Below are 21,993 nucleotides of genomic sequence, written 5' to 3' on the forward strand. Positions count from 1 at the left end.
GGTGCAGTACCACCGCGACCACGTCCACGTCGGCCACCTCTTCTCCGGCGGGCTCTCGGTGTCTTCGCCACCCACCGGAACGCGGGCCAGCGGGTGGTCGACGTCACCGACCCCTGCCGTCCGCTGGAGGTCGGGGCGGTCGTGCCCGGAGCACCCGGCCGTCCGGTCGACCCCCGCCCCGGCCGCCCCCGGGTCGCGCAGACAGCCGACGTGACGGTCACCGACGCCGGGCCGGTCACCCTCACCGGTTGCAACGCCGGTCTGTACGCCGCCCAGTACGAAGGGATCCGAGCCGTGCGCGCCATCACGCAGCACACCCTCGGCGGGGCGCAGGTGCTCACCCTCGTCGAGCGTCCCGTCCCCGAACCGGGCCGCGCCGAGGCACTCGTCCGGGGTGAACCCGGTCGACTGGCAGACCCGGGCGGGCGGGGGAGTGGCCGCGCGGCTGGGCCCGCCGCCGTTCACCGTCGGCTGGGACCTGGCCGGCGAGGTCGTCTCCCTCGGAGCCGACGCCGACGGACTGCGGGTCGGCGACCGGGTCTTCGGGATGTCACGCTTCCCCGCACAGGTCGCGGCGTACGCCGAGTACGCGGTGGTCCCGGTACGGGACCTGGCCCCGGTGCCCGCCCGGCTCGGCCTCGTCCACGCTGCCCCTGGAAGCTCGTGCTCACGGCCGAATGACCGTGCGGCAGACGTCAGTCGATCGACAGATCACCCGAAGCCGTGCCGCCGCGAGGATGGCCGGTGCAAGCCACTGAAAGGAACAGTCATGTCCACTCCCTACGACCTCATCGCGAAGGTCCCGTCGTTCACCGTCACCAGCGCCGACTTCGCCGACGGCGACGTCCTTCCCCTCGCCCAGGCCAGCGGCATTTTCGGAGCCGGCGGCAAGGACGTCTCCCCGCAGCTCGCCTGGTCCGGGTTTCCGGCGGAGACCAAGAGCTTCGTCGTCACCGTCTACGACCCCACCGCCCCCACGGGCAGCGGCTTCTGGCACTGGGCCGTCGCCGACATCCCGGCGACCGTGACCGAGCTGCCGGCCGGTGCCGGTGACGACCCGGCCGAGGGACTGCCGGAGCAGGCGTGGCAGCTCGCCAACGACGCCGGGCTCAAGCGCTACCTGGGCGCCGCGCCGCCGGCCGGCCACGGCGAGCACGTCTACTACATCGCCGTGCACGCCGTGGACGTCGAGACCCTCGGACTGGACCGGAGCGCCACGCCGGCCTTCCTCGGCTTCAACCTCTCGGGCCACACCCTGGCCCGCGCCGTCATCACCGCGCGCTTCTCCGCGAGCTGAGTCCGGCGGGCGCCGTCCCCCGCACGGGCGGCGCCCGGCGGCCGGTCCTCAGGAGGTCCGGGTCCGCAGGCCCAGCCGCCGGGCCACGTGGCGGGGCATCAGGGCGGCGTGTTCCTCCAGCAGCTCCAGGAAGGAGGCGGCGACGGAGTCCGGGCTGGTGCGGGTGTAGCCGGTCAGCACCCGGGTGACCGGCGGGTCCGGGCGCAGCACCGCCTCCGGGAAGTGCCGGGGGACGCTGCTGGCCGGCACCAGCGTGGGCCCCAGACCGGCGGCGGCGTATCCGACGGCCGCCGCCGCCTGCTCGGTGCGGACCGCGGCACGGGGCCGGAAGCCCGCCCTCGCGCAGGCGTCGTCGAGGAACCGCGCGAGTCCGCTGTCCGGGGTGAAGTGCACCCACGCCCGGTCGGCGAGGTCCGCCAGCCGCACGCGCGCCGCGGTCCCGGGACCGGCCAGGGGGTCGCAGGCTGCGGTGACCACCACGAATTCCTCGGTGCCCAGATGCCGGGCGGTGCCCTCCCACCGGTCGGGCAGCGGACCCACGGCGAGATCGGCGACGCCGGCCACCATGGCCTGGGCGAGCTCGTCCGAGCTGCGGTACTCGAACAGGCGGACCCGGACGCCCGGGTGCCGCCTGCGCCAGAGGCCGAGGACGGCGGGCAGCACGCCGGCGCTGACGGAGTACAGCGTGGCCAAATGGAGTTCACCCGTGGACACACCCGCCGCGCGGCGCGCGGAGAGCGTGGCCCGGCCGGCCTCGGCAAGGGCGGCGCGGGCGTGCGGGAGCATGGACCGTCCGGCGGACGTCAGCCGTACCCCGCGGGGCAGACGCTCCAGCAGGGGGCCGCCGACCTCCCGCTCCAGGGCCTGGAACTGGTGGGAGAGCCCCGGCTGCGTCACGTTCAGCCGCTCCGCGGCCCGCGTGAACGAGCCGGCGTCCACGATCGCCACCAGATACTCCAGTTGTCGCAAAGTCGCCATGCGCTCAGCATATGGGTCACATCAAAAACATGTCTTGGACTTATGACTCGGGGCGGCACAGGATCGTGGGTGCCGCGCACACCCGCGCTCACCGGATCGTCGAAGGGTTGCCATGTCCGAGTACCGAAACGATGCCACCGTCACCGTGGGCAACATCGCGCTCTCCTTCCACCGGGCGGCCGCCGCGGTCACCCGCCGCATACTGGAGAAACACGGCCATCAGGTGCGCAGTGTCGAGGCACCGCACGAGCGCATGTTCCACCTCCAGGAAGAGGGCGCGGTGGACGTCCTGGTGTCGGCCTGGCTGCCGTCCAGCCATGACATCTACCTCTCCCGGTACGCCGACCGCGTTCGCGTACTGACGCCGCACTACGAGCCGTACTGTGTCTGGGCGGTACCGCCGTACGTGCCCGAGGAGGCGGTCGGCGAGGTCGCGGACCTGCTCCGGCCCGAGGTGGCGGAACGGATGACGACCACCGTCCAGGGCATCAACCCGGGAGCCGGTATCAGCCGCTTCTCCGCCCGGATGGTCCGCGAGTACGGGCTGGACCGGGCGGGATACGGGTTCGTGCCGGGCAGCGAGAGCGAGTTCGTCGCCCGTGTCGACCGGGGGGTCGCCGACCGGGAGTGGTTCGTCGTCCCGCTGTGGCGGCCCCAGTACCTGAACCGGCTGCACGGACTGCGGAGCCTCACCGAACCGAAGGGGCTGCTCGGCACGGTCGACGCCGCCGCCCCCGTCGTCACGCACGAGGCGCTGGACCGGATCGACCCCGCCGCCGTCGCCGAGCTGGACGCCCTGCGCCTGGGCAACGAGGGCGTGGAGGAGATCGACAGCCTCATCAACGTGGACGGCCTCACCCCTCTGCAGGCGGCCGACCGCTTCCTCGCCACACGGCGGTGACAGGAGCACGGCATCCGGGAAACGGCTCAACTGTCTGGGAGCGGCGGCCGCGAACCTGGTCATCACCGACTCCGACGTCTTCCACACCGGCGGGGTGGCGCGGAGCGAGTTCGCCGCCGGCGGCACGGCGTCCGCCCGAGGCAGGACCACCGGGGCCTGGTTCGGGCAGCAGTCCTACGGCTGGAGCCAGTGGTGGACCGGCCTCGGGCTACCCGGTTCCGGCACGGCGCTGCCGACAGACCCGGGTAGGTCGAGGAAGAGGACCTTCGGCGGTCCTCACCCACCGCTGGGGGCCGCCGTTCCATGTTCCCGGACCATCCCCGTGACTGCTTACACGGACCGTAAGTCAATCGACGGATCGTCCCCGGACGGCCCCCCGAAAGGATGGGTGAGCAAGCTTCGGCCCACCGGAGGCCAGGCACCCCACATCGCGAGGAGCCCACCATGAGCATCATCTCCAGTCCGCTGCCGGACGCGGAACGCGCAGTGACCGGTACGGCCCTCCAGGGCACCCTGGTCGACCTGCTCGACCTCTCCCTGGTGGCCAAGCAGGCCCACTGGAACCTCTACGGACCGCGCTTCCGCACCATCCACCAGCAACTGGACGAGGTCGTCACCACCGCACGCGATTACGCGGACCAGGTGGCCGAGCGGGCCGCGGCCCTGGGCATCAGCCCGGACGGGCGGGCCGTGACCGTCGCGGCCGACAGCGGACTCCCGGGATTCCAGCAGGGGTGGATCACCGACGACGACGCGGTGGAGGCGCTGGTCCGTTCCTTCGCGGTCCTCATCGACCGCCTGCGCGCGCGCATCGAGGCCACGGCGGCGGCGGACCCCGTCAGCCAGGACCTGCTGATCGGGCTGACGGCCGAGATCGAGAAGCAGAGCTGGATGTTCCAGGCGGAGAACCGGGGCTGAACCGCCGGCGAGAGCTGCCCGAGTACCCGAGGAGAGGAACCATGAAGAACCCGGAGATCCTGCACCGGATCACCGAAATGGCCGAGGAGGAGCGCAGGTTGCGCGACTCCCGCGGCTCCGGTGGGCCGGACGAGCGGAGCCGGCTGGGCGAGCTGGAGCGCGAGCTGGACCAGTGCTGGGACCTGCTGCGGCAGCGCAGGGCCAAGTCGGAGTTCGGACAGGACCCCGAAGAGGCCCACACCCGGCCCCAGTCCATGGTCGAGGGCTACGAGTCCTGAGCACCGCGCACACCCGCGTCCCGGCCGACCGACACCACCCAGGAGCCACCGTGAACATGCCCCGCCGGGGCAGGCACCCCTCACCCACCGGCCGCACCGCGGCCCGCACACCCGCGAGCGGCAACCCGTTGCGTGACCCCGCAGACCGACGGCTCCCGCGTATCGCGGGGCCGTCGGGTCTGGTCATCTTCGGCGTCACCGGCGATCTGTCCCGCAAGAAGCTGATGCCGGCCGTGTACGACCTCGCCAACCGGGGGCTGCTGCCGCCGGGCTTCTCGCTCGTCGGCTTCGCCCGCCGTGACTGGGAGCACGAGGACTTCGCCCAGGTCGTGCACGACGCCGTCAAGGAACACGCCCGTACGCCGTTCCGCGAGGAGGTCTGGCAGCAGCTCATCCAGGGGATGCGCTTCGTCCAGGGCACCTTCGACGACGACGACGCGTTCGAGCGGCTGCGCGGCATCATCGAGGAACTGGACAAGGCCCAGGGCACCGGCGGCAACTTCGCCTTCTACCTGTCCGTGCCGCCGAAGTCCTTCCCCGTGGTCATCCAGCAACTCAAGAAACACGGGCTGGCCGACCAGTCGGGCGGCTCGTGGCGGCGCGCGGTCATCGAGAAGCCCTTCGGCCACGACCTGAGGTCGGCCGAGGAACTCAACTCCATCGTCCACGAGGTCTTCGCCCCGGACCAGGTCTTCCGCATCGACCACTACCTGGGCAAGGAGACGGTCCAGAACATCCTGGCGCTGCGCTTCGCCAACACGATGTTCGAGCCGATATGGAACCGGTCCTATGTCGACCACGTACAGATCACGATGGCCGAGGACATCGGCATCGGCGGCCGGGCCGGCTACTACGACGGCATCGGCGCCGCCCGTGACGTCATCCAGAACCACCTCCTCCAACTGCTGGCGCTGACCGCGATGGAGGAGCCGGCCTCCTTCGACGCGGACGCGCTGGCCGCGGAGAAGACCAAGGTCCTCGGCGCGGTCCGCCTCCCCGCCGACCTGGGCCGGGACACCGTCCGCGCCCAGTACGCGGCGGGCTGGCAGGGCGGCGCGGCGGCGGTCGGCTACCTCGAAGAGGACGGCATCGACCCGAAGTCGAAGACCGACACCTATGCCGCGATCAAGGTCGGGATCGACAACCGCCGCTGGGCGGGCGTTCCCTTCTACCTGCGCACCGGCAAGCGCCTGGGCCGCCGGGTCACCGAGATCGCGGTGGTCTTCCAGCGCGCCCCGCACTCCCCCTTCGACTCCACGGCCACCGAGGAACTCGGGTCGAACGCGATCGTCATCCGAGTCCAGCCCGACGAGGGCGTCACCGTCCGCTTCGGCTCCAAGGTACCGGGCACGTCGATGGAGATCCGGGACGTGTCGATGGACTTCGCCTACGGCGAGTCCTTCACCGAGTCCAGCCCGGAGGCGTACGAGCGGCTGATCCTGGACGTCCTGCTCGGCGACTCCAACCTCTTTCCGCGCACGGAGGAGGTCGAGCTGTCCTGGAAGATCCTCGACCCGATCGAGGAGTACTGGGACACCCACGGCACCCCGGCCCGGTACCCGTCGGGTACCTGGGGCCCGGTCGAGGCGGACGAGATGCTGGAGCGAGACGGACGGAGCTGGCGCCGGCCATGAAGATCGAGCTGACCGACACGACGGCGGGCGCCGTCGAACGCGCCCTCGTGCAGGGTCGCCGGGCCATCGGCACCCCGGCCGTGGGCATGGTCCTGACGATGGTCATCGTCACGGACGAGGAGAACGCCTACGACGCGATCAAGGCCGCCGAGGACGCCTCGCGGGAACACCCCTCGCGGACCCTGGTGGTCATCAGGCGGCAGGGCCGGGGGACCCATGACCACCCACGTCCCCGTCTGGACGCGGAAGTCCGCCTGGGGGCGGAGGCCGGCACCGGTGAGACGGTCGTGCTGCGTATGTACGGCGAGGTCTCGCAGCACGCCGACTCGGTGGTGCTGCCGCTGCTGCTCCCCGACGCGCCGGTGGTCGTGTGGTGGCCGGTGGACACCCCGGACAACCCCGCCAAGGACCCGCTGGGCGCGCTCGCCCAGCGCCGGATCACCGACCTGTACGCGGTCGAGAACCCGATGGAGACCCTGGGCAAGCGGGTGCGCAGCTACGCCCCCGGCGACACCGACCTCGCCTGGACCCGGCTGACGCTGTGGCGCTCCATGCTGGCCGCCGCCCTGGACGAGGCCCGGATGAAGGTCACCTCGGCGGTCGTGGAGGCCGAGGCCGACAACCCGGCCGCCGAACTGCTGGCCCGCTGGCTGGAGACCCGCCTCGGCGTCAGCGCCGACCGCCGGGTCAGCGACGGCCCCGCCGTCACCACCGTCCGGCTGAACACCGCCGCCGGTGAGATCGTCATCGACCGGCCCGAGGGCCCGGTGGCCACCCTGACCCTGCCCGACCAGCCGCCGCGCACCCTGGCGCTGAAGGTGCGGTCCACCGCGGAACTCATCGCCGAGGAGCTGCGGCGCCTCGACGCGGACGAGATGTACGCCGTCGCCCTGCGCGGCCACGGCACTCACCGGACCCACTGAGACACGACCTCGGAAAAAGGAAGCAACCATGCGGATCGGTCTCATCGGTCTCGGCAAGATGGGCGGCAACATGCGCGAGCGTCTGCGCAACGCCGGCCATGACGTCGTCGGCTACGACACCAACCCCGAACTCTCCGACGTGGACAGCCTCGTCGACCTCGTGGACCGCCTCGAAGGACCCCGCGCGGTCTGGGTGATGGTCCCGGCCGGCGGCCCCACCCAGGCCGTCATCGACCAGCTCGCCTCCCTCCTCAAGCCCCGCGACATCGTCGTCGACGGCGGCAACTCCCGCTGGACCGACGACGAGAAGCACGCAGAGGAACTCGCCGGGCGCGGCATCGGCTTCGTCGACGCCGGCGTCTCCGGCGGCGTCTGGGGCCTGAAGAACGGCTACGCCCTCATGGTCGGCGGCGAGAAGGAGTACGTCGACCGCCTCCAGCCGATCTTCGACGCGCTCAAGCCCGAGGGCCCCTACGGCTACGTCCACGCCGGCAAGGTCGGCGCCGGGCACTTCGCCAAGATGGTCCACAACGGCATCGAGTACGCCATGATGCAGGCCTACGCCGAGGGCTGGGAACTGCTGGAGAAGGTCGACTCCGTCGACAACGTCCGCGAGGTCTTCCGCTCCTGGCAGGAAGGCACCGTCATCCGGTCCTGGCTGCTCGACCTCGCCGTCGACGCCCTCGACGACGACCCGCACCTGGAGAAGCTGCGCGGCCGGGCCGCCGACTCCGGCGAGGGCCGCTGGACCGTCGAGGCCGCCATCGACAACGCCGTGCCGCTGCCCGCGATCACCGCGTCCCTCTTCGCACGGTTCTCCTCCCGGCAGGACGACCCCCCGCAGATGAAGATGATCGCCGCGCTGCGCAACCAGTTCGGCGGCCACGCCGTCGAACGGGCGAGGTGAGCACGGTGGGCGAGCTGCTGCTGATCAGGCACGGCGAGACGGAGTGGACCCGCTCGCGCAGACACACCAGTTTCACCGACGTGCCCCTCACCCCGGCCGGGGAGGCGCAGGCGCGTGCGCTGAAGCCGCTGCTGGCCGGCCGCCGCATCGGTGAAGTGCTGGTGAGTCCGGCGCGGCGGGCCGTGCGCACCGCGTCGCTGGCGGGTCTCACCGGGCTGCGGGAGGAGCACGACCTGCGGGAATGGGACTACGGCGGCTACGAAGGCGTCACCACCGCCGAGATATACCGCACTCGCCCCGACTGGAACCTGTGGACCGACGGTGTGCCGAGGTCCGCGGACGGCCGCCACGGGGAGAGCCCGGACCTGGTCGCCGCGCGGGCCGACCGGGTGCTCGCCCGGGTGGAGACACGGCTGGCGGCCCCGGACGCGGCGGACACGGTGCTCGTCGCCCACGCCCACGTCCTGCGCGTCCTCACCGCCCGCTACCTCGGTCTTCCGGCCACCGCGGGAGGGCTGTTCGTCCTGGGCACCGGCTCACTGTCCCGGCTGGGCAGGGAACACGGCAGGGCCGCGCTCATGGCGTGGAACACCACGGGCGCGGCCGGACTCGAAGCCGTGGGCTGACCGGCCGGAGCAGGACCGGAGGGGTGGCCACGGGGCCCGTGGCCACCCCTCCAGGGTCAGTCCGTCCAGGCGGTGAAGAGGGCGTTCAATCCCTCGGCCATGGTCGGGTGCGCGATGAGGCCGTCGCGCAGCGCGGTGAAGGGCAGACCCGCCCACATCGCCGTCTGCACCACGGTCAGGACCTCGGAGGACTCCGGACCGAGCAGCGCCACCCCCAGGATCTCCTCCGTGTCGCGGTCCACGACCGCCTTCCACACGCCCCGGGTGTCCCGCAGCGTACGGGACCGGGGAATGGCCTTGACCGGGAGCTTGGCGACGCGGACGTTCCGGCCGGTGGCGCGGGCCTGCGCCTCCGTGAGGCCCACGCGGGCCAGCTCCGGGTCGGTGAACAGGTTCCAGGGGACCAGCCGGTCGGCGGTGCTGCGGGTGCCGCCCGCGATGTTCTCCTTCACGACGCGGTAGTCGTCGAGGGAGACATGGGTGAACTGCGGGCTGCCCGCCACGTCGCCCACCGCCCAGGTGTGCGGCGCGTCGGTGGCCAGCCGGTCGTCCACCCGGATGAAGCCGCGCTCGTCGGTGCGCACGCCCGCCGCGTCCAGCCCCAGCCCGGCGGTGACCGGGTCCCGGCCGGTCGCGGCCAGGATGTCGTCGGCGACCAGGGAACGGCCGTCCTCCAGGAACACCCGCACCCCGTCCGTCTCACGGACGACCTCTTTCACCGAGACCCCCCCGAGCATCTCCACGCCGTCCTCGCGCAGGTACTCGGCGAGGACCTCGGTGATGTCCGGGTCCTCCTGGGGCAGCAGCGTGAGGTTGCGGTCGAGCACGGTCACCCGGCTGCCGAAAGCGGCGAACATCTGCGCGAACTCCAGGCCGACGTAGCCACCGCCGAGCACCACCAGGCGCTCCGGGATACGGTCGAGCTGCTGGATCGTCTCGCTGCTCAGGGCCCCGGCCTCGGCGAGGCCGGGAACCGCCGGCAGGTGCGGCACGGTCCCGGTATTGATCACCACGTCGCCGCCTCGGACGACGCGGCGCCCGCCGTCGTTCAGGCGGATCTCGACCGTGCGCTCCGCGACGAAGCGCGCTTCGCCCAGGACGAGGTCCATGCCGCTGTCGAGGAACTGGCGGTGATTGAGATCGACCATCTCCGAGACCACGCCCTCCTTGTGCGAGCGCAGGAGCCGCAGGTCGACCTCCAGCTTGCCCAGGCTCAGCCCCAGCGACTCCGCCGTCGCCACGCGGCGGGCCAGCCGGGCGCTGGTGACCAGGGCCTTGGTCGGGATGCACGCCACGTTGATGCACGTGCCGCCGATCATGCCGCGTTCGACCATGACCACCCTGCGGCCGGCCCGCGCGGTGTCCATGGCCAGGGTCTTGCCGGCCTTGCCGCCACCTACCACCAGCAGGTCGACGTCCTCCACGACGTCCTCGGAACCGATCATCAGGCGTGCACTCCTCAAGGTGTTACGAGTGGGGACGTGATGGGTCGCCCGGCGGTCCGGCCGACACCGTCGGGTCCAGCGTCGTCCCGGCCGAGTCACCGCGCATCGGTCACATGACTCGTCTCCGCGCGGCGCGCGGGGAGCGGCGGCGGTGAGTCATCCGACCGATGCGCCTCCCGCGACGGCGGCCATACGGTGGACCCGGCCGCCGGAGACCCGGTGCGGCGGGCGGCACGGGAGCGATGAGCGGAGGCCGTCATGACCATGGACCCGAGGGACACCACCCCCGACGGACCGGACCGGGAGACGGCGACCGGCGTCCGCTTCCGCGTCCTCGGCCCGGTGCGCGTGTGGGCGGCCGGTGCCGAACTGCCCACCGGACCCCGGCAGCAGCGGCTCGTCCTGGCGGCGCTGCTGGCACGGGCCGGACGTCCCGTCTCCCTCGAGGAACTGGTCGGCCTGCTGTGGGAGCAGGACCCGCCCCGCAGCGCGGCCAACGCCGTGCACCGGTACGTGGGAGGGCTGCGACGCCTGCTGGAACCGGGACTTCCGGCCCGTGCGCCGGGCCGGTGGCTGGTCCGCGGGCCCGGCGGCTATCTGCTGCGGGTCGGCCCGGACGAACTCGACCTGCTCGTCTTCCGGCGGCTGGTCCGGCAGGCCCGCGCGGCTCGGGACGCGAACGAGGCCGTGGACCGGTTCGTCGCCGCGCTGGACCAGTGGCAGGGGCGGTGCGCGGCGGACGTGGTATCCGAGGACCCGGCCGCCCGGGTCTTCGCCGCGGTGGACCACGAGTACGTCGCCGCCGTGTCGGCGGCCGCGACCGCCGCGCTGCGCTGCGACCGGCCCGGCGCGGTCCTGCTGGCCGCACGCCAGGCGGCGGAACGGCACCCGTTCAACGAGCGGTTGCTGGCCCAGACGATGCTGCTGCTCACCGCGGACGGCAAACAGGCCGAGGCCCTCACGCTCTACCACCGCTTCCGGGCGGACCTGAAGGACACGCTGGGTATGTCACCGGGCAAGGAACTGCGCGCCGCCCACGACCGCATCCTGCGCGGTCCCCGGGAATCCGGCCCGGGCCCGGCGGGACCCGCCCCCGCACGCCCGGCCCCGGACGGGCCTGCACCGCACCTCGTCCCGGCCCAGCTCCCCGCGGATCTGCCCTGCTTCACGGGGCGCGCCGACGTCCTGGAACAGGCGGCGCGCTTCGCGGCGGACGGCGACGGGACGCTGCGCGTGCTGGCGGTGGACGGCATCGCCGGCGTCGGCAAGACCGCCCTGGCCGTCCACGTGGCCCACCGGATCGCCGCCCGCTTCCCCGACGGCCGGCTCTTCGCCGACCTCGGCGGTTTCAGCCCGGCGGGCGGCCCGGCCGACGCCGGCGAGGTACTGGCCGGCTTCCTCGCCGCACTGGGGATCGACGCCGCCCGCGTCCCCGCCCGGACGGACGCCAGAGCGGCGCTGTTCCGCAGCGTGCTGGCCACGCGGCGGGTTCTGGTGGTGCTGGACAACGCCCACGACGCCGCGCAGGTACGGCCGTTGCTGCCGGGCTCGTCCCGGTGCACGGTACTGATCACCGGCCGGCGACGGCTCACCGACCTCGCGACCATGAACGGGGCCCGGCTCCTGTCGCTCGACGTCCCCTCCGCGGCGGAGGCGGCCCGGTGCTTCGTCCAGCGGGTGGGCGCCGGACGCCCCGACACGGAGGCCGCCGCGGTCGCCGACATCGTCGAGCACTGCGGGCGGCTGCCGCTCGCTCTGGGCATCGTGGCCGCCCGGGTGACGGCCTTCCCGGACGTGCCGCTGCGGCGGACGGCCGACGAACTGGCGGCGGCCGGGGAGGGCCTGGAGGCGTTCAGCGACGACGACCGGGGCAACGCGGTGCGCGCCGTGTTCTCCTGGTCCTACCGCACCCTGGGCCCCGACGCGGCACGTCTGTTCCGGGCCCTGCCGCGGCGGGGGCGGGGCGAGCTGAGCACCGCGGAACTGGCCGGACTCGCCCCGGTGCCGGCCCGCACGGTCGCCGGAGCCGTCGTCGAACTGGTGCGTGCCCGGCTGCTGACACCCGTACGGCCGGACCTGTACGACGTACATCCCCTGGTGCTTGCGTACGCGGCGGAGCTGGCGCGCGAGGCACGGCGGCGGACGAGTGTCCCCAGGGTCGCGCGGACCGGTGCGGGGCGCGTCGTCGTCCCGCTGGCCGGACGGCGAACGCGAGCCACCCGCGCGGGGGTTCCGCCCCGGGGCAGGCCGGCGCTTCACTGACCGCCGTGGCAGCGAAGGGAAGGTCCTGCGGCAGCAGGGTGAGCGCCTCCACATCGGCGTCGGTCACGCGCCCAGTCGGCCCGACCGCCGCGTCATCGTCTGCTCGACGATCCGACGGGCCGGCCGCGCGTTGCCGGAGGTCCGCGACCGGGGCAGGGCGTCCAGGTGGTGGCGCAGCGCCTCCCGGGCCGAGGGAGCGCACACGTATCCGGCCGCGCGGGCCTGTTCCCCGACAAGGGCCAGCGGCTCCTCGGTCGTGCAGTTCCCGTGCGGCGGCCGGTCCCGCCCCGGAGGAGTGTGCGCCCTGCCCGGACGCGAGGGGCTCCGGCGGCCGGCTCCGGCGTCCGTCGGTCGTCCGGCGGGCTGTTGTCGGAGCTTTCCAGCCGGTCCACGGTCAGGGCGGGGCCGGGCCGGGTGTACCGCAGTCCGGCGCCCTGGTTGGTGTGGACCGTGCAGCCGGTGACGGACACGGGGGCGGTCCCGTCCAGGCATATCCCGGCACCGGTGTCGCGGGTGAGGACGCAGTCGGTGAGCGAGCCCTTGCCGCCGGCTGAGATGAGCACGCCGTGCGCCCGGGTGCCGTCGTCCCGTACCCGGACCGAGGGAGACGTCACCGCCGTCGTCCACGGCGACGCCCGAGCCGGCGCTGCCGGTCGCCGTGCAGTCGCGCAGCGAGGCGCTCCCGCCCCGCGCCACCGGGACGCCCGCCTTGCCGGTGCCCAGAAGGGCGCAGTCCCCGGACCGGGTGCCGACGGCTGCCGGTACCGGGTCGATCGGACGCCGGACACACATGTGATCCGTCCGCACGTAGTCGCAGGTCGGATGATTGATGGCCGGGCACCGGACCCGGAGATCCTGAGGAAGCACATATGAGCCAACCTCCGGAAGGCATGCCATGTCTCAGGAACGACTGACCAACAGCCGCTACTTCGTCGACCTGGGCCGATTGACCATGGAAGAGAATCACGAGCCCGCCGAGCGGATGACCTTCACCGTCGTCACCGGCGGGGGCATGATGCCGGACGGTTACGTACCGATGGTCGCCACCACGGCTGTGGAGATCCGGCCCGACGTGTTCCGCACCTCCTGGGAGGAGGAATCCGAGGCCGGCATCACACACCTGGAGGACTCCGAGCGCGGCGAGGTCCATTCGCGCATCACCCTTCGGGACGGTACCCCGCTGGCCCTCAACGGCACCATCAAGCCACTGGACTGACGGCTGCGGCCCGCTCCGACGGGCCGCGATGGTGTTCGACCGGCTGTGCGGGCCCCGTCCCGTATGGGTGGGCCACCGTCGCGTCACATCGTGATGCCGGCCACCGCCGGCCTCGGGGCCGGAGCGGCCGTGAGCGTCGTGCTCCTCTCCTTCGTCTCCCACCTCGCCGGGCCCGGCCCGCTCCGCGTGCGCCGTCAGGCCCAGGCGATCAAGGGGAGGCTGCAGCTCGCCTGCCGAAGGTCAAGAAGACCCGCGTCGTCGGCATGCCGACCCGATGCGCCCTGTGTACGGACGCAGGCCGGTGCCGGGTGCCCTCAACGCGGGGTCTTGGCGTGCGGAGGCTCCTCGGACGCGGAAGCGGTCCAGCTGGCCAAGAGGCCGAGTGCCTGCTGATCAGGGCTGCCGGGCTCGGCAGTGAGCAGGTGCAGGCGAAGGTCCGGGTCGCCGGAGGGAACGAACGATTCGTTGCTCAGTGTGAGGTCGCCGACGAGGGGGTGCCGGAACCGGGTGGTGCCGTGGACACAGGCAGCCACCTCGTGCCGCCCCCACCAGCGCCGGAAGTCGTCGCTCCGGACGGACAGTTCGCCGACGAGCGTGTGCAGGGCGGGATCGCTGCGGTGACGGCCGCTGTAGAGGTGCAGCGAGGCGACGGTGTCGCGCGCGGCCTGCTCCCAGTCGGACAGCCGGGTGCGGGCCTCAGGGTCGAGGAAGACGTAGCGGGCCATGTTGCGCTCGCGGGCCGGAAGGGCCTCGAAGTCGGTGAACAGCACGCGGGCCAGGTGGTTCACGGCCAGGACATCAGCGCGGCGGCCCAGGACGAGGGCGGGGACATCACCGAGCCGGTCCAGCATGAGCCGCAGCGACGGACGCAGCCGTTGCGGTGCTGTCGCGGTGCCGCGGCGGGAGGGCCGGGACCTGGAGAGAGTGCGCAGGTGGGTGTGTTCGGCGGGGGTGAGACGCAGTGCGCGGGCGACGGCATCCAGGACACTGTCGGAGGCGTTCAGGTCACGGCCGCGTTCCAGGCGGATGTAGTAGTCGGCGCTGATGCCGGCGAGCCGGGCGACTTCCTCGCGACGCAGGCCCGGTACCCGCCGGATGCCCGGGGTCGGTGGCAGGCCCGCGTCCTGCGGGGACAGCCGGGCGCGCCGCGCACGCAGGAAGTCCCGCAGTTCGCGGTTGTCGCTCCGGTCGCCGGGTGTTCCGCTGTTCATACGTGTGAGCTTACAGCGGCGGCCCAGAACCGGCCGGTGGCCCGAGGGGGTTCGTTGGTGCCCCTCTGGCGGGAGTGTCCGACGTGGTGGGCGTGGTTGTCTGGGAGAACGGCGGGGCTTCCGCTCCGCGCCGTCCCGAACGGTCGAAGGAGTACACCATGGCGACGTCCCTACGGATGGGGCACATCACCGTCACCGCGCTCGACGACGGAGTGAGTCACTTGCCTCCGTTGTTCTACCCGGGGCTGGACTTCGAGGCCCACCCCGGCCTGCTGGAGGCCGACCACACCTACCACATCCCCGCCAGGTGTTTCCTGGTCCAAGGCAACGGCTTCACCGTTCTGGTCGACGCCGGCATCGGACCGCAGAACATACCCTTCCCGGCCGAACTGGCGGCCGCCGCCGGTCTGGATCCGGCCCCGGAGTTCATCGCGGCCGGAGGAGCGCTGCCGGAAGCCCTGGCAGCGGTCGGTGTGGCACCCCAGGACGTGACCACCGTTTTCCTCACTCACCTGCACGCCGACCATGTCGGCTGGGCCGCCCCTGGCGGGAAGCCGTTCTTTCCCCATGCGGAGGTCGTCTACGGTGCCGCGGACTGGGACGCCCTGATCGCCACCGCGCCGCCGGAGGATCCTGCGCGGATAGTGATGGAGGGAGCCAGGAAGGCCGGTGTCCTGCGCCCGGTCGACGCCGCCGTGGTGGAGATCGCCCCCGGCGTCGTCGCCCATCACACTCCCGGCCACACCCCCGGACACTACGTCGTGCGGATCACCGGCGGGGACCAGGAGGTGTACCTGACCGGAGACGCCGTGCACCACCCGCTCCAACTCGACAGCACCGCCATCTCCTTCCTGACCGACGTCGATCCCGAACACACCATGAGAACGCGTCAGGAACTCCTCACCCGGATCGCAGGCCGTACCGACGCCGCCGTCGGTACGGCCCATTTCCCCGGCCGGGGTTTCCAGCGCGTCCGTGTGGAAGGTGCGGGACGGACCTGGACCGACGTCTGACCGTCGACACGGCGTTGCCCTCGCGGCCCGGCTGTCCACCGGGCCGCAAGGGTGACCGTCTGCCGTCTGACTGGCAAACCTGTGGGAAAGCGGTCAGGGAAGCAGCGGGGGGCCCACGATCCGGATGCCGTGAGAGGCCGCGATCCGGGTCAGCTCCTCGGGGTCGGGACCGGGACCGGCTTGCGCCGGATCGCTCCCCGTGAGGGGCACACCCATCTCGGCGACGAACTCGTCGAAGCCACCGCCGGGCGTGTGCAACGTCAGGAACCGTGCCTGCGGGGAGGTGACCACGAAACCATGGGCCAGGCCCCTGGGCAGCAGGGCCAGAGCGCCCGCACCCACACTGTGCACCTCGGTGGGGTCTGTGTAGCGAACGGTGGAACTCGGTCGGTTTTGTTCAGCGGCGTCCGGCGGTGAGCCGGCCGTCGAAGGTGATGTCGAAGGCTTGGAGCGCGGCCTTCCAGCGCACGGTCCAGCGTTTGCGTCCGGTGCCGGTCGGGTCCAGGCTCATGACGGCCAGGTAGACGCACTTGAGGGCGGCCTGGTCGGTGGGGAAATGCCCCCCGGGCCCCCGGGGCTGACGCAGTTGGCGCGGACACCGTACGGGGCGCCTTCCGCGGCGAGCTGCCTGGTCAGCGCGATCACCGCGCCCTTGGTCGCCGGGTGCGCGGTGCGCGGGTTGGTGAGGGAGCCGGTCAGGCCGGCGGTCGAGCCGACGGTCAGTACGCAGCCGCCACTGGCGATCAGGTGCGGCCAGGCCGCCCGGACGGTCAGCCACACCGAGTCCAGTTCGGCGCGCACCGTGAAGGCGAAGTCCTCGTAGGTCTGGGAACCGATCGCGCCGAAGCGGACGGCACCGGCGTTGGCGTAGACGATGTCGACGCCACTGAAGGCGTCGACGGCCTCCGCCACCCAGGAGCGCACGGACTCCTCGTCGGTGACGTCGAGAGGGCCGGGAGTCAGAGCGGTGCCGCCCTCACGAGCGATCAGCCGCTGGGTCTCCACGGCCTCCTCGTGCAGCAGGTCGCCGCCGACGACCAGCGCGCCCTCGGCGGCGAAGCGCAGGGCCGCCGCCCGGCCCTGGCCGCGGGCGGTGCCGGAGATCAGGGCCACCTTTCCGTCGAGCCGCCTCATCCGTCGGCCTCGGCGGCGAGCAGGGCGTCGGACACCGACTTGACCCCGCCGTGCGCGGTCAGACCGCCGTCCACGGGGATCTCCGCGCCGGTGATGAACGAGGACTCGTCCGACAGCAGGAAGACGACCAGTGGCGCCACCTCGTCGACGGTGCCGGTGTGCCCGAGCGGAGTCTCCCGGAGGTTGGCCGCACGGAACGCGGGCGCGGCGGAGGCCGTCATCTCCGTCTCGATGTATCCGGGGTGGACGGTGTTCACGCGGATACCACGGGGCCCGAGTTCGAGCGCTGCGGTCTTCGACAGGCCCCGCAGGCCCCACTTGCTCGCGGTGTAGGCCACCGGGTAGTGGGCGGTGAGCGCGGCCGAGGACCCGACGTTCACGATCGAGGAGCCCGGCGGCATGAGCGGGCTCAGGTGCTGGATGCCGAGCAGCGGGCCGGTCACGTTGACCGAGTGCACCCGCTCGAAGTCCTCGGCCCGCACGTCACCGATCCGGGCGCGCCAGGTGATGCCCGCGTTGTTGACCAGGCCGTGCACCTGCCCGTACGACTCCCGCAGCTCGGCGGCCAGTTCCGCCCACTCCGCGCGGCTGCTGACGTCGAGGCGGCGGCAACCCCCGCCGGGGGTCACGTCGGTGGCGATGACCCGGGCGCCCTCGCGGGTGAGGGCTTCCGCCTCGGCGGCGCCCTGCCCACGAGCCGCCCCGGTCACGACGACGACCTTGCCGAGCAGCCTCTTGAGGTGCAGGTCGCTCACGGCCGCTCCCGGCTGCGACGTCGGCCGGCCGGCAGGGGGACGGGCTCGACGCCGGGGACGACGGTGTTGGTGAGGGTGCCGATGCCCTCCACCGTGAGGGAGACGGTGTCACCGGACTTCAGCGGGGGCGGTGTCTGCTCGCCGCGTCGGCCCCACAGTTCGGCGAGGCAGCCGCCGTTGCCGCAGGTGCCCGAGCCGAGGACATCTCCGGGGACGACACGGGTGCCGCGGGAGGCGTAGGCGGTCATCTCCTCGAAGGTCCAGCTCATGTTGGACAGCAGGTCCTCGCCGACCTTCTCGCCGTTGACCTCGGCGGCCAGCGCCAAGCGCAGGAAACCCTCGTCATCCCGGTACGGCTCCAGCTCATCCGCGGTGACGAGGTAGGGGCCGAGGGTGGTGGCGGTGTCCTTGCCCTTACAGGGGCCGAGGCCGACCTTCATCTCCGCGCCCTGCAGGTCGCGCGCGGACCAGTCGTTGAACACGGTGTAGCCGACGATGTGGTCGCGGGCCTGCTCGGGAGTGAGGTCGCGGCCCTCACGGCCGATCACCGCACCCACCTCCAGCTCGAAGTCCAGAACATCCGAACCGGGCGGCACCGGGATGTCGTCCCCGTGGCCGTGGACCGCGTGCGGATTGGTGAAGTAGAAGGTCGGTGCCGCGTACCACTGCTCCGGTACGCCGCCGGTTCCCTCCACGGAGCGGCGCACTCCTTCGACGTGCTCCTCGAAGGTGACGAAATCCCGTACCGACGCGGGTCGGATCGGAGGCAGCAGCCGCACCTCGGAGACGCGTGGACCGGGCGGGACGTCGAGCGCCGCCCGGCCGGCGGCGAGCAGCCCGGGCAGGCCGTCGGTCTCGGCGAGCAGCGCGGTGAGCGAGATGACGCCCGGCAGCGGGAAGAGAGTGCCGTCGTCCTCCACGACGGCCACCCGGTGGCGGTGTCGGTGTTCGTAAGCGGCGAAACGCATGGTGCGGCTCCTGGTGGAGGGTGGTCAGTCGAGGGGAATGCGCATGAGGTCGTGCCCCACGGTGACGCGGCCCCGGTAGCCGGCCGCCCGGGCGGAGGCGCGGGCCGCCGCGGCCCACTCACGTGCGGGGAACTGGGGCGGATCGGCCGGCGCGAGGTGGCTGAGGACCAGCTGGCGCGCCCCCGCGGCGGCGGCGATCCCGCCCACCTCGGCAACGTCGGTGTGGACCTCGCCCATGTGCTCGACGGCGGCGGTGGGCAGACCCTGCTCCTCGAACCACGCGGCGTCGACGGCCTCGTGGACCAGCAGACCGCGGCGGGACAGCGGGGTCGTACGAGGGGCATCGGACGGTTCCTTCGATCGTCGTTGATGCGGAGCCGTGGGAGAGGGAGGGGCCGGGGACGCGGCGGTATGGGTCAGGGCGTGGGCACCGCCGCCGCGGCCCCGATGCGAGGGGGACGGTTCAGACGGGCGGGGCGACGAAGACGCCGTGGTCGGGGTCGTTGAAGGACTCCTTGGCGACGAGTTCGTTCATGGGGTTGGCGGTGCCCCACTGGTCGGTGACTTCGGGCTGGGAGAAGTCGTAGACGTGGGGGTGCCAGGTGTCCTCGTCCAGGCACTCCAGTTCGGTGGTGTATTCGACGGTGTTGCCGTGGGGGTCGAGGAAGTAGGTGAAGGTGTTGTCGCCTGCCATGTGCCGTCCCGGACCCCAGATCTTCTTGAAGCCCGCGCGGATGACGCGTCCGGAGCCGCGCATGTACTCGTCGAGGCCGCGCATCTCGAAGGAGATGTGGTGCAGCGCGGTGTGCGGTCCCTTCGCGAGCGCCATGGAGTGGTGCTGGTTGCTGATCCGCATGAAGTGCATGACCTCGCCCATGTGGGGCGAGCTGAGCGTGTCGGAGAGCGCGAAGCCGAGGTGGCGCTCGTACCACGCGCGGGTGCGGTTCAGGTCGGGGGAGTTGAGGACGACGTGGGAGAGCTTGACCGGGATGGACTCCTTCTCCTCGATCTTGCGGTGCTGCCTGACCGCGACGTCGGCGGAGACCTCGATGGTGCGGCCGTCGACGTCGAAGAAGCGGAAGCCGTAGCCGCCGCCGGGGGTGTCGACCTGGCCCGGCCGGGAGATCAGCTGCACGCCGCCCGCGAGGAGCCGCTCGGCGAGGGTGTCGACGTCGGCCGCGCTCGCGGCCCCGTAGGAGACGAGGTCGAGTCGCTTCTCGCCGGCCTTGCGCAGCCGTACGACGTACTGCTCCGGGGAGCCCTCGGCGGCCAGGAAGGAGATGCCGGAGTCCTCGGCGACCTTGGTCAGGCCCCAGACGCCGGAGTAGAAGTCGAGCTGTTTGTCGTAGTCGGGCACGGCCAGGTCGACGTGGCGCAGGTGGGTGAGCAGACGCATGGTGTCAGTCCTTCCTCAGGAGTGCGGCGGCGTTCGCGCCGCGGACGGCGTCGAAGTCGGCCTCGGGCAGTCGTGCGGCGCGCAGAGCGGCGACCGGGTCCTCGGTCCCCATGTCGAAGGGGAAGTCGGAGCCGAGCAGGACGCGGTCCGCCCCGGCGGCCCGGACCAACTCCCGCAGCACGTGCGGGTCGTGGACGAGGGAGTCGAAGTACAGGCGCTTCAGGTAGCTGCTGGGCAGGTGGGCGCAGCCCGCGCCCGCGTCGGAGCGGGCCGACCAGGCGTGGTCGCTGCGGCCGATGTGGGTGGGCAGGTAACCGCCGCCGTGCGCGGCGATCACCTTCAGCCCCGGATGCCGGTCGAGGACCCCGGAGAAGATCAGGTGGGACAGCGCGACGGCGTTCTCCACCGGCTGGCCGGCCGTGTTGGACAGGTACCACCGGTCCAGCCGTCCGTCCAGGGTGCAGCCGAAGGGGTGCAGGAAGAGGATCGCGCCGGTCTCCTCGGCCCGGCTCCACAGGGGTTCGTAGGCCGGGTCGGAGAGTTCGCGCCCGGGGGCGTGGCTGGAGATCTCCGCCCCGGCCAGCCCCTGCTCCAAGGCGTGGTCCAGGGCACGGACCGCCAGGTCCGGGTGCTGGAGCGGCACCAGGCCGAGCCCGCGCAGCCGGTCCTGGGCGGCCGAACAGTGCGCCGCCGTCGCCTCGTTGGCGGTCCGGTACACCTTCTCGGCCGTCTCCTCGTCCGCCCAGTAGTGGTAGTGCGAGGGCGAGGGACTGACCAACTGCACGTCCACGTCCTGCGCGTCCATCGACTCCAGGCGCACGGTGACGTCGGTCAGCTTCAGGATGCGCTCGCGGACCATGGGGCCGTTGACGGCGAGGGCTTCGGGGCCGTTGCGCCGGGCGTCCAGCTCCTTGGCCGCGTCGTGGCCCGGCAGGCCGGACACGAGCGCCTCGATCTCGGGGAGCAGGATGTGGGCGTGCACGTCGATGGTGGGCGTGGTCACGGCAGCTCCCTGAGCATGGTCATGGTGCGGCCCATCAGGCCGGGCACGTCGGCGTCACGGACGCCGTCGAGCTGCCACTGCCCGATCCGCACGGACGCCTCCACGACCGGCCGGACGCGGGCGATCCGCCGCTCGTAGTAGGCCTGGAGCAGCGCGTCGTCCCAGGCGTCCGCGGTGGTCAGCATCTGCGCCAGCACCCAGGCGTCCTCCATCGACAGAGCGGCGCCCTGCGCGAGGGTGGGTGGGCAGCAGTGGGCGGCGTCGCCGATGAGCACGACTCGGCCGCGGTGCCAGGAGCCCTCGACCAGCATCCGGTCGAACCAGGTGTAGTTGACCTTCGCCGGGTCGGTGATGTGCTCGGTGATCTCCGGCCAGAAGCCGCCGTAGGAGGAGGCCAGCCGGCGCATCTCGTCGGCGTACGACTCCGGAGGGATCGACGCGCGGTCACGGTTCGCCTCGACGACGTACGCGTACAGGGTGGTCTCGCTGGTCGGGCAGTAGCCGGCGATGTAGGCCGGGCCGCCGTAGGCCAGGTCCGTGCGGGTCACGCCGGCGGGCCGCGGTGCGGCGACGCGCCAGATGGCCATGCCGGTGGGCTCGGGCTTCGCCGTGATGCCGATCGCCGCCCGTGTGGTGGAGCCCAGGCCGTCGGCGGCGATCACCAGGTCGTAGCGGCCCTCGGTGCCGTCGCTGAGGCGGACGGGGACGCCCTCGCCGTCCTGGTCCAGGATCTCGGCGGTGGTGCCCAGGCGGACCGACGCGCCACTGGCCCGCACGGCCTCGATGAGGATCTGCTGAAGTTGTGGGCGCTGCATGCCCACGGTGGCGGGGAGGTCGTCGCCGCCGGTGCGCAGGTCGTCCTGCGCGTGCAGGACGGTGCCGTCGGGGGCGGTGATGCCGACGGAGCCGAAGCCGTAGCCGGATTCCTTCACCTGTTCCCACACGCCGAGTTCGCGCAGGACGCGCAGGGCGTTGCCCTGGAGGGTGATGCCCGAGCCGGCGGTGGCGTTCCAGTCCGTCTTGGCCTCGATCAGGTCCACGGTCAGACCGGCTCGGCGCAGCAGGACGGTGACGGCGTTGCCGGCCGCGCCGCCGCCGACGACGAGGACCGTACGGGGTGTGCTCATA

At 72.3% G+C, this 21,993-nt stretch carries 23 protein-coding genes and 2 pseudogenes; 12 read left to right on the forward strand and 13 right to left on the reverse strand.

Annotated elements, in window-relative coordinates:
• Nucleotides 1-394: 394 nt before the first annotated feature.
• Nucleotides 395-613, forward strand: a pseudogene (locus ACF1DX_RS25720) (alcohol dehydrogenase catalytic domain-containing protein); the annotation flags it as partial.
• Between the two features lie 156 nt (nt 614-769).
• Nucleotides 770-1,297 (forward strand): YbhB/YbcL family Raf kinase inhibitor-like protein, encoded by a 528-nt coding sequence (locus tag ACF1DX_RS25725; RefSeq protein WP_391793527.1) that lies wholly within the window; start codon nt 770-772, stop codon nt 1,295-1,297.
• A 48-nt stretch (nt 1,298-1,345) separates the two neighbouring features.
• Here ACF1DX_RS25725 and ACF1DX_RS25730 read toward each other — a convergent pair whose 3' ends face one another.
• The gene (locus ACF1DX_RS25730; protein ID WP_391793486.1) at nt 1,346-2,275 is read right to left on the reverse strand and encodes a LysR substrate-binding domain-containing protein; all 930 of its coding nucleotides are present in this window, start codon (nt 2,273-2,275) and stop codon (nt 1,346-1,348) included.
• Nucleotides 2,276-2,387: 112 nt separating this feature from the next.
• On the opposite strand from ACF1DX_RS25730, the gene ACF1DX_RS25735 reads away from it, so the two are divergent.
• From ACF1DX_RS25735 to ACF1DX_RS25765, 7 genes are all read left to right on the forward strand, one after another.
• Nucleotides 2,388-3,176, forward strand: coding sequence for a glycine betaine ABC transporter substrate-binding protein (locus ACF1DX_RS25735; RefSeq protein ID WP_391793487.1), 789 nt, complete (start codon nt 2,388-2,390; stop codon nt 3,174-3,176).
• 444 nt (nt 3,177-3,620) lie between these two features.
• A complete protein-coding gene (locus ACF1DX_RS25740; RefSeq protein ID WP_391793488.1) occupies nt 3,621-4,094 on the forward strand; it encodes a DNA starvation/stationary phase protection protein in 474 nt (157 codons plus the stop codon).
• Nucleotides 4,095-4,135: 41 nt separating this feature from the next.
• Nucleotides 4,136-4,372: a DUF2630 family protein gene (locus ACF1DX_RS25745; RefSeq protein WP_391793489.1), complete on the forward strand. Its 237-nt coding sequence runs from the start codon at nt 4,136-4,138 to the stop codon at nt 4,370-4,372.
• Between the two features lie 56 nt (nt 4,373-4,428).
• Complete coding sequence (gene zwf, locus ACF1DX_RS25750; protein ID WP_391793528.1) at nt 4,429-6,006, forward strand: glucose-6-phosphate dehydrogenase; 1,578 nt, start codon at nt 4,429-4,431, stop codon at nt 6,004-6,006.
• A complete protein-coding gene (gene opcA / locus ACF1DX_RS25755; RefSeq protein WP_391793490.1) occupies nt 6,003-6,929 on the forward strand; it encodes a glucose-6-phosphate dehydrogenase assembly protein OpcA in 927 nt (308 codons plus the stop codon). The genes zwf and opcA overlap by 4 nt, the downstream gene beginning before the upstream one ends.
• A 28-nt stretch (nt 6,930-6,957) precedes the next feature.
• On the forward strand, nt 6,958-7,836 hold the full coding sequence (gnd, locus tag ACF1DX_RS25760; RefSeq protein WP_391793491.1) for a phosphogluconate dehydrogenase (NAD(+)-dependent, decarboxylating): 879 nt from the start codon (nt 6,958-6,960) through the stop codon (nt 7,834-7,836).
• 5 nt (nt 7,837-7,841) lie between these two features.
• Nucleotides 7,842-8,462 (forward strand): histidine phosphatase family protein, encoded by a 621-nt coding sequence (locus ACF1DX_RS25765; RefSeq protein ID WP_391793492.1) that lies wholly within the window; start codon nt 7,842-7,844, stop codon nt 8,460-8,462.
• Between the two features lie 56 nt (nt 8,463-8,518).
• Here the strand turns inward: ACF1DX_RS25765 and ACF1DX_RS25770 are convergent, their stop codons facing one another.
• The gene (locus ACF1DX_RS25770) at nt 8,519-9,907 is read right to left on the reverse strand and encodes a dihydrolipoyl dehydrogenase family protein (protein ID WP_391793493.1); all 1,389 of its coding nucleotides are present in this window, start codon (nt 9,905-9,907) and stop codon (nt 8,519-8,521) included.
• A 258-nt stretch (nt 9,908-10,165) separates the two neighbouring features.
• Between ACF1DX_RS25770 and ACF1DX_RS25775 the strand changes: the two genes are divergently transcribed.
• Nucleotides 10,166-12,169 (forward strand): BTAD domain-containing putative transcriptional regulator, encoded by a 2,004-nt coding sequence (locus tag ACF1DX_RS25775; protein ID WP_391793494.1) that lies wholly within the window; start codon nt 10,166-10,168, stop codon nt 12,167-12,169.
• Nucleotides 12,170-12,232: 63 nt separating this feature from the next.
• On the opposite strand, the gene ACF1DX_RS25780 is transcribed toward ACF1DX_RS25775, so the two are convergent.
• Nucleotides 12,233-13,066 carry a hypothetical protein gene (locus ACF1DX_RS25780; RefSeq protein WP_391793495.1) on the reverse strand — a complete coding sequence of 278 codons (834 nt, stop codon included), beginning with the start codon at nt 13,064-13,066 and terminating at the stop codon, nt 12,233-12,235.
• On the opposite strand from ACF1DX_RS25780, the gene ACF1DX_RS25785 reads away from it, so the two are divergent.
• Nucleotides 13,065-13,385 (forward strand): hypothetical protein, encoded by a 321-nt coding sequence (locus ACF1DX_RS25785; protein WP_391793496.1) that lies wholly within the window; start codon nt 13,065-13,067, stop codon nt 13,383-13,385. The two genes, ACF1DX_RS25780 and ACF1DX_RS25785, sit on opposite strands and share 2 nt — an antisense overlap.
• 314 nt (nt 13,386-13,699) lie before the next feature.
• Here ACF1DX_RS25785 and ACF1DX_RS25790 read toward each other — a convergent pair whose 3' ends face one another.
• On the reverse strand, nt 13,700-14,596 hold the full coding sequence (locus tag ACF1DX_RS25790; RefSeq protein WP_391793497.1) for a helix-turn-helix domain-containing protein: 897 nt from the start codon (nt 14,594-14,596) through the stop codon (nt 13,700-13,702).
• Nucleotides 14,597-14,754: 158 nt separating this feature from the next.
• On the opposite strand from ACF1DX_RS25790, the gene ACF1DX_RS25795 reads away from it, so the two are divergent.
• Nucleotides 14,755-15,609 carry an MBL fold metallo-hydrolase gene (locus ACF1DX_RS25795; protein WP_391793498.1) on the forward strand — a complete coding sequence of 285 codons (855 nt, stop codon included), beginning with the start codon at nt 14,755-14,757 and terminating at the stop codon, nt 15,607-15,609.
• 93 nt (nt 15,610-15,702) lie between these two features.
• Here ACF1DX_RS25795 and ACF1DX_RS25800 read toward each other — a convergent pair whose 3' ends face one another.
• The 9 genes and pseudogenes from ACF1DX_RS25800 to ACF1DX_RS25840 form a co-directional block, all read right to left on the reverse strand.
• Nucleotides 15,703-15,951: a hypothetical protein gene (locus ACF1DX_RS25800; protein WP_391793499.1), complete on the reverse strand. Its 249-nt coding sequence runs from the start codon at nt 15,949-15,951 to the stop codon at nt 15,703-15,705.
• Between the two features lie 55 nt (nt 15,952-16,006).
• Nucleotides 16,007-16,171, reverse strand: a pseudogene (locus tag ACF1DX_RS25805) (IS256 family transposase); the annotation flags it as partial.
• Nucleotides 16,117-16,743 carry an SDR family NAD(P)-dependent oxidoreductase gene (locus tag ACF1DX_RS25810; protein ID WP_391793500.1) on the reverse strand — a complete coding sequence of 209 codons (627 nt, stop codon included), beginning with the start codon at nt 16,741-16,743 and terminating at the stop codon, nt 16,117-16,119. The pseudogene ACF1DX_RS25805 and the gene ACF1DX_RS25810, both read right to left, overlap by 55 nt.
• Nucleotides 16,740-17,498: an SDR family NAD(P)-dependent oxidoreductase gene (locus ACF1DX_RS25815; RefSeq protein ID WP_391793501.1), complete on the reverse strand. Its 759-nt coding sequence runs from the start codon at nt 17,496-17,498 to the stop codon at nt 16,740-16,742. Before ACF1DX_RS25815 ends, ACF1DX_RS25810 begins: the two co-directional genes overlap by 4 nt.
• Nucleotides 17,495-18,466: a fumarylacetoacetate hydrolase family protein gene (locus tag ACF1DX_RS25820; protein ID WP_391793502.1), complete on the reverse strand. Its 972-nt coding sequence runs from the start codon at nt 18,464-18,466 to the stop codon at nt 17,495-17,497. Before ACF1DX_RS25820 ends, ACF1DX_RS25815 begins: the two co-directional genes overlap by 4 nt.
• Nucleotides 18,467-18,490: 24 nt before the next feature.
• Nucleotides 18,491-18,703, reverse strand: coding sequence for a hypothetical protein (locus tag ACF1DX_RS25825; RefSeq protein WP_391793503.1), 213 nt, complete (start codon nt 18,701-18,703; stop codon nt 18,491-18,493).
• A 226-nt stretch (nt 18,704-18,929) separates the two neighbouring features.
• Nucleotides 18,930-19,862, reverse strand: a complete 933-nt coding sequence (locus ACF1DX_RS25830; RefSeq protein ID WP_391793504.1) for a VOC family protein — start codon at nt 19,860-19,862, stop codon at nt 18,930-18,932.
• A 4-nt stretch (nt 19,863-19,866) separates the two neighbouring features.
• On the reverse strand, nt 19,867-20,865 hold the full coding sequence (locus ACF1DX_RS25835) for an amidohydrolase family protein (protein ID WP_391793505.1): 999 nt from the start codon (nt 20,863-20,865) through the stop codon (nt 19,867-19,869).
• A complete protein-coding gene (locus tag ACF1DX_RS25840) occupies nt 20,862-21,992 on the reverse strand; it encodes an FAD-dependent oxidoreductase (protein WP_391793506.1) in 1,131 nt (376 codons plus the stop codon). The genes ACF1DX_RS25835 and ACF1DX_RS25840 overlap by 4 nt, the downstream gene beginning before the upstream one ends.
• Nucleotide 21,993: the final 1 nt, after the last annotated feature.

Source organism: Streptomyces sp. NPDC014676 (assembly GCF_043084105.1).
GTDB lineage: Bacteria > Actinomycetota > Actinomycetes > Streptomycetales > Streptomycetaceae > Streptomyces.

Excerpts from the sequence above, each read along its gene's own strand:
- gnd (WP_391793491.1), top strand. The coding sequence starts at position 6,958 with ATGCGGATCGGTCTCATCGGTCTCGGCAAGATGGGCGGCAACATGCGC.
- ACF1DX_RS25745 (WP_391793489.1), top strand. The coding sequence starts at position 4,136 with ATGAAGAACCCGGAGATCCTGCACCGGATCACCGAAATGGCCGAGGAG.
- ACF1DX_RS25840 (WP_391793506.1), bottom strand. The coding sequence starts at position 21,992 with ATGAGCACACCCCGTACGGTCCTCGTCGTCGGCGGCGGCGCGGCCGGC.
- ACF1DX_RS25820 (WP_391793502.1), bottom strand. The coding sequence starts at position 18,466 with ATGCGTTTCGCCGCTTACGAACACCGACACCGCCACCGGGTGGCCGTC.
- ACF1DX_RS25810 (WP_391793500.1), bottom strand. The coding sequence starts at position 16,743 with ATGAGGCGGCTCGACGGAAAGGTGGCCCTGATCTCCGGCACCGCCCGC.
- ACF1DX_RS25785 (WP_391793496.1), top strand. The coding sequence starts at position 13,065 with ATGTCTCAGGAACGACTGACCAACAGCCGCTACTTCGTCGACCTGGGC.
- ACF1DX_RS25790 (WP_391793497.1), bottom strand. The coding sequence starts at position 14,596 with ATGAACAGCGGAACACCCGGCGACCGGAGCGACAACCGCGAACTGCGG.
- ACF1DX_RS25795 (WP_391793498.1), top strand. The coding sequence starts at position 14,755 with ATGGCGACGTCCCTACGGATGGGGCACATCACCGTCACCGCGCTCGAC.
- ACF1DX_RS25725 (WP_391793527.1), top strand. The coding sequence starts at position 770 with ATGTCCACTCCCTACGACCTCATCGCGAAGGTCCCGTCGTTCACCGTC.
- ACF1DX_RS25780 (WP_391793495.1), bottom strand. The coding sequence starts at position 13,066 with ATGGCATGCCTTCCGGAGGTTGGCTCATATGTGCTTCCTCAGGATCTC.
- ACF1DX_RS25770 (WP_391793493.1), bottom strand. The coding sequence starts at position 9,907 with ATGATCGGTTCCGAGGACGTCGTGGAGGACGTCGACCTGCTGGTGGTA.
- zwf (WP_391793528.1), top strand. The coding sequence starts at position 4,429 with ATGCCCCGCCGGGGCAGGCACCCCTCACCCACCGGCCGCACCGCGGCC.
- ACF1DX_RS25775 (WP_391793494.1), top strand. The coding sequence starts at position 10,166 with ATGACCATGGACCCGAGGGACACCACCCCCGACGGACCGGACCGGGAG.
- ACF1DX_RS25740 (WP_391793488.1), top strand. The coding sequence starts at position 3,621 with ATGAGCATCATCTCCAGTCCGCTGCCGGACGCGGAACGCGCAGTGACC.
- opcA (WP_391793490.1), top strand. The coding sequence starts at position 6,003 with ATGAAGATCGAGCTGACCGACACGACGGCGGGCGCCGTCGAACGCGCC.
- ACF1DX_RS25830 (WP_391793504.1), bottom strand. The coding sequence starts at position 19,862 with ATGCGTCTGCTCACCCACCTGCGCCACGTCGACCTGGCCGTGCCCGAC.
- ACF1DX_RS25825 (WP_391793503.1), bottom strand. The coding sequence starts at position 18,703 with ATGGGCGAGGTCCACACCGACGTTGCCGAGGTGGGCGGGATCGCCGCC.
- ACF1DX_RS25730 (WP_391793486.1), bottom strand. The coding sequence starts at position 2,275 with ATGGCGACTTTGCGACAACTGGAGTATCTGGTGGCGATCGTGGACGCC.
- ACF1DX_RS25735 (WP_391793487.1), top strand. The coding sequence starts at position 2,388 with ATGTCCGAGTACCGAAACGATGCCACCGTCACCGTGGGCAACATCGCG.